This is a genomic window from Streptomyces sp. NPDC045701 (genome assembly GCF_056432045.1).
In genome coordinates this window covers 1-7,107 of sequence record NZ_JBWKJV010000109.1, presented here as the reverse complement: position 1 = coordinate 7,107, position 7,107 = coordinate 1, and the positions used below count along the sequence as shown (strand labels likewise).

Genomic DNA, 7,107 nt, shown 5'->3' with positions numbered 1-7,107 from the left:
CGGTGACCATGAGTCGATCACCCGGGAAGGTACGCCCTCCACATCCCACGAGGCACCCCACCCCCGGGCCGATCCACAGGTTCTGAGCATTGCTCGGCAGGAAGTCGCCCGAGGACAGGCCGTGGAGGTAGAGCAGGGGCAGGACCTCGCTGACCTTTGGGGACTTCCGGCACCACGGCGCCAGGATCTTCGAGGAGAACCGCTCCCGCTCCCCGGTCCCGGCGTCGACTCGTTTGTCGTTCACGCGCGGCGCGGCCACCTCGACCGGTCCCGCGGCCGTGGTCACCGTCCGGGGCCGGTGACGGCCGTTGCGGACTACCAGCCTCCGGCCCCGCTCGTCGCGCTGGCCGGCGAGTTCGGCTATGTACTGCTCGACCTCGGCTTCCAGGGCCGCGGCGAGCATCCGCCGGGCGCCTTCCCGGACGATCTCGTCGATCAGAGAGGTACCGGTCCCGGTGGTGCCGTCTTCGGTGACTACGCTGAGCACGGGCGTGCCTTCCCAGCCCGCGCTCGAACGCGGGCCTACTTGGTGACCTTGAGTCGATCACCCGGGAAGGTACGCCCTCCGCATCCCACGAGGCACCCCGCCCCCGGCCGATCCACAGGTTCTGAGCATTGCTCGTTCTCGGCCAGGGCATTGTCGAAGGAGTCGCCGACGGTTCCGGTGGAGGGGGCGATACCGGCGTCTGCCAGGCGCTGGGTGAAACGGATGGCGGTGTACTGCCCGGGCTCAACCGGTCGTCGCAACACCGGCTGTCGGCGGCCTGTCCCGCGGTCAGGATCAGTGCGAGCGGCCGGCACTTGCGGTCGCAGGCGATGTGGACCTTGCTGGTCTGTCCGCCGCGCGAGCGCCCCGGCAACGCGGCCTTCAGCCAAAGCTTGCGGCGTCGCCGGATGCGTCTGCGCTCGGCACTCTCGGCAGCTGGTCCGGTTTGTTCTTCTTCCGGGCTCTTCGGCGGGGCGGTCACCTGGTCGGGGAAGTCCTTCGCCAGGCCTCGGTACCCGGCGCGGCCTGGGCTTTCACCTTGGGGTAGTGGACGAACAGGTCCCAGATTCCCTCGGTTTTCAGTGCGGTCTGATCATGTATGCGGCCGGGGCGTATCGCGCCGGTCCGCAGGGTGCGGCCGGCATCGTCGCTGATCACTGTGGTCTTCTTGGTGTTCTGTTTGCGCTTGCCGGAGACGAAGGCCCGGCGTCCGGGCCGGCTGGCCCCCGGGCGGCGGACCTGGGTCTCGGTCCCGTCGATCCGCAGCTCGACTCCCTTCGCGCTGGCGTAGGCGAAGACGTCGGCCAGGGTGCGAAGCCGCAGCCCGGGCTCGCCGGGGACAGCGAACCCGCGGGCCGCGAGCAGCGGCCGGATCTCGTGGACGGCCCGGGTGATCGTGGAGCTGTCGGCCCCGTAGAAGACGGCGAGGGCCGCGTGCGGGAGCTGGAAGCGCAGGATGACCAGAGTGGTGATCACCCGGTCGGTGAAAACCAGCTGATGGTCCGGGCCGCCGCCTTCTGCGCGCAGACGCTCGTGACCTCGGCGTTCACGCAGCCGGGCGTCCTCCCGTGCCATCCACGGCCCGGCCAGCCCGGTGATGATCTTGCCGAGCTGCTTCCGGGAGATGCCGGTGCAGATACGATTCGGGAGAGCCGTATGGGCCAAGGATCGCTTCACAACCTTCCTGTCAACGACTCTTGGGTTCTAATACTGCAATCACAGTTAGGGGGTGTGTCCGCGTTGTTTGTAGTGGCTGTTGGCTCGATACAGCATCCCTGCCGCTGCGGCCATCACTCCCAGCGCCAAGGGGTAGTCGAAGCTCCAGCCGAGTTCGGGCATGTGCTCGAAGTTCATCCCGTACACGCCGGCCACCATGGTGGGGATGGCGAGGATGGCCGCCCAGGCGGAAATCTTGCGCATGTCGTCGTTCTGCCAGGTCCCGACCCGGGCGAGGTGGGCGTCGAGGACGGAGCCCAGCAGATCATCCAGGGATCGGACCTCGGTGTCCGCGCGGTGCAGGTGGTCGGTCACATCACGGAAGTAGGGCAGCAGGTCCTCGGGCCACGGGGCGCGCGGGCCGGTGAACTCCTCCAGGACGGGGACCAGGGGCTGGATCGCGTCGCGGAACTCCAGCACCTCCCGTTTGAGGAAGTAGACCTGGTCGGTGACATCGCCGCGCTCGGGGGAGAAGACGGACCGCTCCAGCTCGGTGAGATCGTCGCGCACACCGACCGCTGCCTTGGTGTAGGTGTCCACTGCCACGTCCAGGATGGCGTGCAGCACCGACGCCGGACCGCAGGAGACCGTCGCCGGGTCGACCGCGAGTCGGCGGGCCGCTTCGACGGCTGGATCGCTGGGGCCGTGCCGGACGGTCAGGACGAAGCGCGGCCCGAGGAAGACCATCATCTCGCCGGTCTCCACCTGCGAGGTCTCCTCGACGTACCAGAGCGTCTTCAGCGCCACGGCCAGCACATCGCCATAGCGTTCCCGCTTGGGACGCTCATGCGCCTGAACCGCGTCCTCCACTGCCAACGGGTGCAGACCCAGCTCGTCGGCCAGGGCCACCACCTCGTGCTCGGCGGGATCGCTCAGGTGCACCCACGCGAACTCCCCCTCGCCCAGGTTCGCCACATTCTTGAGCACCACGCGGCACGCCTCGTCGGCCTGCGAGCAGTCCACATGCCGTGCTGCGGCAGAGGTCTCCTGGTAGATCACACATTCCATGCCTCCTCGCATGCTTCACAGGGCCCGATTCATGCACGCGGGACAGAATGGTGGCCTCTCGGCCGCGATGGAGGCTGAGGTGAGGGGGATCGGATGCCGCGGGCCACGGCTGCGACTGCGACGAGCGTGCGCGCCCTGTACCGGTCCGGCTGTACCCGCGCCGACAGCGACTTAGATGGCAACAGGTGAGGGCGTTGCTTCGGGGGCCTACGAGTCCCCTCACACCGTGAAAGACTGGCCCACAAGACCGGTACCCGCACCCCCGTATCCAGTCCTACAAACTCGCCGTCGCCCTTGCCCTTTCCAGGGTTCTCGATGCCGCGGGCCTCGCGCCTGCGGGGGCACCGCCCTGATGCCCGACCGCCCGCCCGCCGCACCTGCTGCTCGTCCGCCGGTCGGTCACGGACCCGTCCGGCCTGGCATTCTTCGCCGTCCACGCCCGCGAGAGCACCACCTTGTCCGCGATCGTGAACGTAGCCGGGATGCGCTGGGGCGTCGGGGACTGCTTCGAGACCGCCAAGTCCGGCTGCGGCCTGGACCAGTACGAGGTCCGTCACTGGGAGCCCTGGCACCGTCACATCGCCCTGGCCCTGGCCGCGTTCGCCTTCCTTTCGGTCACCGCCACCCGCACCGCCCGGCTCAAGCAGGCCGGCGAACCCGCCGCCACAGAGGTGCCCGGCGAACCCGCTATAGCCTGGCCGCCGCTCACCCTCCCCGCCCTGTCCCGCCCCTGATCGACTACACCGCCGAGGAGATCCGACGGCTCCTGCACCAGACCCTCTGGCACGTCCAGCACGACCCGCGCCTCACCGCCACCCAGTCCCTATGGGCTCCGAACCCACCAGACCATCGCAAAACGGATCCACTACGCGAGACGCAGACAACGAGCCCTCGAACCACTCCTGTAGTACAGGGAGCAGGCGACATCGCCGCCGTGCCCCACCGGCGAGGGCCAGGGGAAGACCTCACACCCGAACAGAGGTGCGCCAACGGGCACACTCTCGCCTCCGGTTGCCCGTCGAGAGAGCCATCGCCCACATCAAGACCTGGCGCATCCTCCGCAAGGCCCGGCTCAGTCCGAACAAACTCACGTCAATCGCCAAAGCCATCCTCACTCTGGAGACTCACCGCTGAAAATGCTCAATGAATTGGGGGCAGTGCCGCACTGGTTCGGTCGGCGGAGCCGGGTCAAAGTCGCCGAGCGCCCGGACCGACGCCTGGGTGATGGCTCGGACGCCACGCTTCTCCTGGTACGCCTGCAACGCGCTCAGATACCGGTCAGCGCCGACCGGGTAGAGCACCAGCTGCACGCCGTCGATGTAGGCGCAGGCCGACTCGTCGCGACCCCAGCCCATGATGTGGTGCCCGCGGTAGAGCTCGAAGAAGGATCCAGACAGACGGGCGGCCATTCCGGCATCGGGCCGCTCGACCGAGCGGGCGACGGGAGCGGCGCTGGCCGGGCCGGCGGCGGTCAGCAGGCCGGCGGTGACAGTCAGCGCGGCTGCCAGGATGGGGACTACTCGCATGACATCTCCTCGGTCCTCGCCGGTATCTGCCTAGACGCAGTGTGGGGCCATCATCCACCATGCCGATCAAAGATGTCGATGCCTATTTTCAGTCTTCATCGTCAGCGGTTCGGAGAATTGATATCCCAACTCGCCGTCCAATCTTCATCTACCTCGTCGCTAGTTTTTCTTGATCACTTCCGGTTGACAGGAGACTGTCTCGGTGATGTCCTGGCGAAATGGGTGCGGCCTTTAGCATCACAGCCCAATGCCCAAAATGGACCTTTTTCTCCAAAAGGAGACTCTTGTGGCTTATGTGAGTCGTCGTGACATTCTGCGCTACGGAGCAGTCGGAGCGGTGGTAGCCACCACTACCGCGGTGGGTGCCCAGTACCCGACCACCGTGAGTTCCGCCGCGAGTCCGCAGAACGCCGCCGGCCCGGACCCGCGTGACTTCGGCGAGGTCTACAGAGGCAAGACGATGAGGGGCAAGCACAATGCCGACGGCAAGCACGAACTTTACATTAACGGCAAAAAGCTTACATTGACCGCTATCAGCACATTATTCGTGCCTGAGGACGGATCCGAACCGCACGTAGGCGTCGGCTACATCAGCGCCGTCAACCACTACGACCCGGTGGAGATCGACGAGGACAAGCACAGGGACGGGCTCGTGAAGCTGGGCAGGAAGGCTGTTGACGCCCTGGGGGAGTTTGAGCTCAGTGACGAGGCTGCTCTAGGGCACCACCACTGACCGCTGCGCCAACCCGCCCGACCCTCATCGCTTCCTCTACGTGAAAGGTAACTAGCCGATGGCCGTCGTACGCAAGAGCGTCGCCGCTATGACGTCCGCGGAGAAGACCGCGTTCGTCAATGCCCTCCGTCAGTTCAAAACCACTTCCGCCAATGGGCGTAACTACCACTGGTACATCGACCAGCACATCGCGTTCTTCGCGCGCACCGCTGACAACATCAGTCACGCCCATCAGTCGCCGTCGTTCTTCCCGTGGCACCGCGAGTACCTCCGACTGCTGGAGCTCGACTTGCAGACGGTGAGTGGCAACGCGAACCTTTTCATTCCGTATTGGGACTGGACCGTCACGGCCACGCCGTTCACCGCCGACTTCCTCGGTTCGATCACCAGCGGCAGCGTCTCCAGCGGCAACTTCAGCCCCTCCTGGGGTTGGTCGGTCTACCGGAGCAGCATCGCCACCACGTTCCTGCAGCGTCGGCTGGGCCAGAACGCCACCCGCCCCACCGCCACTACCGTGAATACGGTGCAGGGCTACACCGTCTACGACCAGTCACCATGGAACTCGACCGTGATCAACAGCTACCGCAACCGCAACGAGATCGACCTGCACAACCGGGTGCACAACTACGTCGGTGGCCACATGGGCACTCGTGAGGCCCCAAACGACCCGGCCTTCTGGCTGCACCACTGCAACATCGACCGACTGTGGTGGCAGTGGCAGAGCAGCCGCGGGATCGACACCTACCAGCCCCGTACCGGCATGACTGCTGGCGTCATCGACAACAATGAGACGATGGTCCCGTTCGCCAGGACGCCGTCGGCGGTGCGCGACATCAATATCCTCAATTACAGCTACGCCTGAGCCATAAGCCACTCGCCTAGGCCCTGTATCGGGTCGTGATCAGTTTGCGGGATTCACCCCATGCGTGGGGGTGGGTGCGGTAGTCCAGAGGGCATGACGCGTGCGCAACTGACAGACGAGGGGTGGGAGTACGTCGAGCCGTACCTGCCGATCGGCGAGTACGGCCCGTATCCCACCCGGCTGCGGGAGCAGTTCGAGGGTGTGATCTGGAAGTTTCGTACGGGAGCGCAGTGGCGGGAGATGCCGGAGCGGTTTGGTGCTTGGTCCACCGTGTACAACCGGTTTCGGCAGTGGCGGGACGCCGGGGTCTTCGAGGCCTTGCTGGAGGGTTTGATCGCTGAGGCGGCGAAGCGGGACCGGGTGGACCTGTCGCTGGTCAGCGTGGACTCCACCACTGTCAGGGCCCACCACGACGCGGCCGGGATGCGCCTGGAGCCCGGTGTCCTGGACGCCCTGGAGAAGGCCGCCGAGGACGAGAAGGGCCGGCCAAAGGGGGCCCGGAAGAAGGACAAACCGGACCAGCTGCCGACAGTGCCGAGCGTGGACGCGTCCGGCGGCGGCGCAAGCTCCGGTTGAAGGCGGCCCTGCTGGGCCGCTCGCGCGGCGGGCAGACCAGCAAGGTCCATATCGCCTGCGACCGCAAGTGCCGGCCGCTCGCACTGATCCTGACCGCGGGACAGGCCGCCGACAGCCCGCAGTTCATCCCCGTGCCCGACAAGGTGCGGGTCCGTCTCCCGGCCGGACGACCCCGCACCCGGCCCGGCGCGGCCGCCGGAGACAAGGCGTACTCCTCCCGCGGCAACCGCGCCTACCTGCGCCAACGCAACATCAAGGCGGTCATCCCGGAGAAGAAGGACCAGGCCGCCCACCGGAAGAAGAAGGGCCGGCGGGGCGGCCGCCCCGTCACCCACGACGCCGAGCTCTACAAGGACCGCAACACCGTCGAGCGCCTGATCAACAAGCTCAAGGCATGGCGCGGCATCGCCACCCGCTTCGACAAGACCCCCGAAAGCTACCTCGCCGGACTTCATCTCCGCGCCTCCATGATCTGGATCAACGACCTCACAAGGACCACTGATTGATCACGACTCGATACAGGCCCTAGCTAGCTAGGTGCCTGCGGCCGGGGGTGCTCCCGGGGCCGCCGGCCCCTGGCCCGAGCACGCGGCGCCGGCCCGGCCGGTCGCGTCCTCGGAGCGGTGTAAAAGCTCGACGAGGGGTTCCGTTGTGGTTGATGTTATGCGGCCTTGGTGAGGGACACATGGGCTGTGGGTGC

General features: G+C 66.7%; 8 protein-coding genes and 2 pseudogenes. 5 read left to right on the top strand and 5 right to left on the bottom strand.

Annotated features, from left to right (window positions below; all coding sequences use genetic code 11):
* The 4 genes and pseudogenes from AC07DW_RS32975 to AC07DW_RS32960 all read right to left on the bottom strand — a co-directional run.
* The coding region (locus AC07DW_RS32975) for a transposase (RefSeq protein WP_478861311.1) at window positions 1-487 on the bottom strand (487 nt) is incomplete at its 3' end.
* A gap of 262 nt (window positions 488-749) precedes the next feature.
* Window positions 750-854: pseudogene (locus tag AC07DW_RS32970) on the bottom strand (IS5/IS1182 family transposase); the annotation flags it as partial.
* A gap of 110 nt (window positions 855-964) precedes the next feature.
* Window positions 965-1,651, bottom strand: coding sequence for a transposase family protein (locus tag AC07DW_RS32965; RefSeq protein WP_478861310.1), 687 nt, complete (start codon window positions 1,649-1,651; stop codon window positions 965-967).
* A 57-nt stretch (window positions 1,652-1,708) separates the two neighbouring features.
* Window positions 1,709-2,710, bottom strand: a complete 1,002-nt coding sequence (locus AC07DW_RS32960) for a magnesium and cobalt transport protein CorA (RefSeq protein ID WP_478861309.1) — start codon at window positions 2,708-2,710, stop codon at window positions 1,709-1,711.
* A 467-nt stretch (window positions 2,711-3,177) separates the two neighbouring features.
* On the opposite strand from AC07DW_RS32960, the gene AC07DW_RS32955 reads away from it, so the two are divergent.
* A complete protein-coding gene (locus tag AC07DW_RS32955) occupies window positions 3,178-3,444 on the top strand; it encodes a hypothetical protein (RefSeq protein ID WP_478861308.1) in 267 nt (88 codons plus the stop codon).
* Between the two features lie 91 nt (window positions 3,445-3,535).
* Window positions 3,536-3,844 carry a transposase family protein gene (locus tag AC07DW_RS32950; protein WP_478861307.1) on the top strand — a complete coding sequence of 103 codons (309 nt, stop codon included), beginning with the start codon at window positions 3,536-3,538 and terminating at the stop codon, window positions 3,842-3,844.
* On the opposite strand, the gene AC07DW_RS32945 is transcribed toward AC07DW_RS32950, so the two are convergent.
* Window positions 3,835-4,236 carry a tyrosinase family oxidase copper chaperone gene (locus AC07DW_RS32945; RefSeq protein WP_478861306.1) on the bottom strand — a complete coding sequence of 134 codons (402 nt, stop codon included), beginning with the start codon at window positions 4,234-4,236 and terminating at the stop codon, window positions 3,835-3,837. The two genes, AC07DW_RS32950 and AC07DW_RS32945, sit on opposite strands and share 10 nt — an antisense overlap.
* 256 nt (window positions 4,237-4,492) lie before the next feature.
* On the opposite strand from AC07DW_RS32945, the gene AC07DW_RS32940 reads away from it, so the two are divergent.
* The 3 genes and pseudogenes from AC07DW_RS32940 to AC07DW_RS32930 all read left to right on the top strand — a co-directional run bounded on the left by AC07DW_RS32940 (window position 4,493) and on the right by AC07DW_RS32930 (window position 6,913).
* Window positions 4,493-4,969 carry a tyrosinase family oxidase copper chaperone gene (locus AC07DW_RS32940; RefSeq protein WP_478861305.1) on the top strand — a complete coding sequence of 159 codons (477 nt, stop codon included), beginning with the start codon at window positions 4,493-4,495 and terminating at the stop codon, window positions 4,967-4,969.
* 58 nt (window positions 4,970-5,027) lie between these two features.
* On the top strand, window positions 5,028-5,831 hold the full coding sequence (locus tag AC07DW_RS32935) for a tyrosinase family protein (protein WP_478861304.1): 804 nt from the start codon (window positions 5,028-5,030) through the stop codon (window positions 5,829-5,831).
* A 93-nt stretch (window positions 5,832-5,924) separates the two neighbouring features.
* A pseudogene (locus tag AC07DW_RS32930) lies at window positions 5,925-6,913 on the top strand (IS5 family transposase).
* Window positions 6,914-7,107 lie beyond the last annotated feature (194 nt).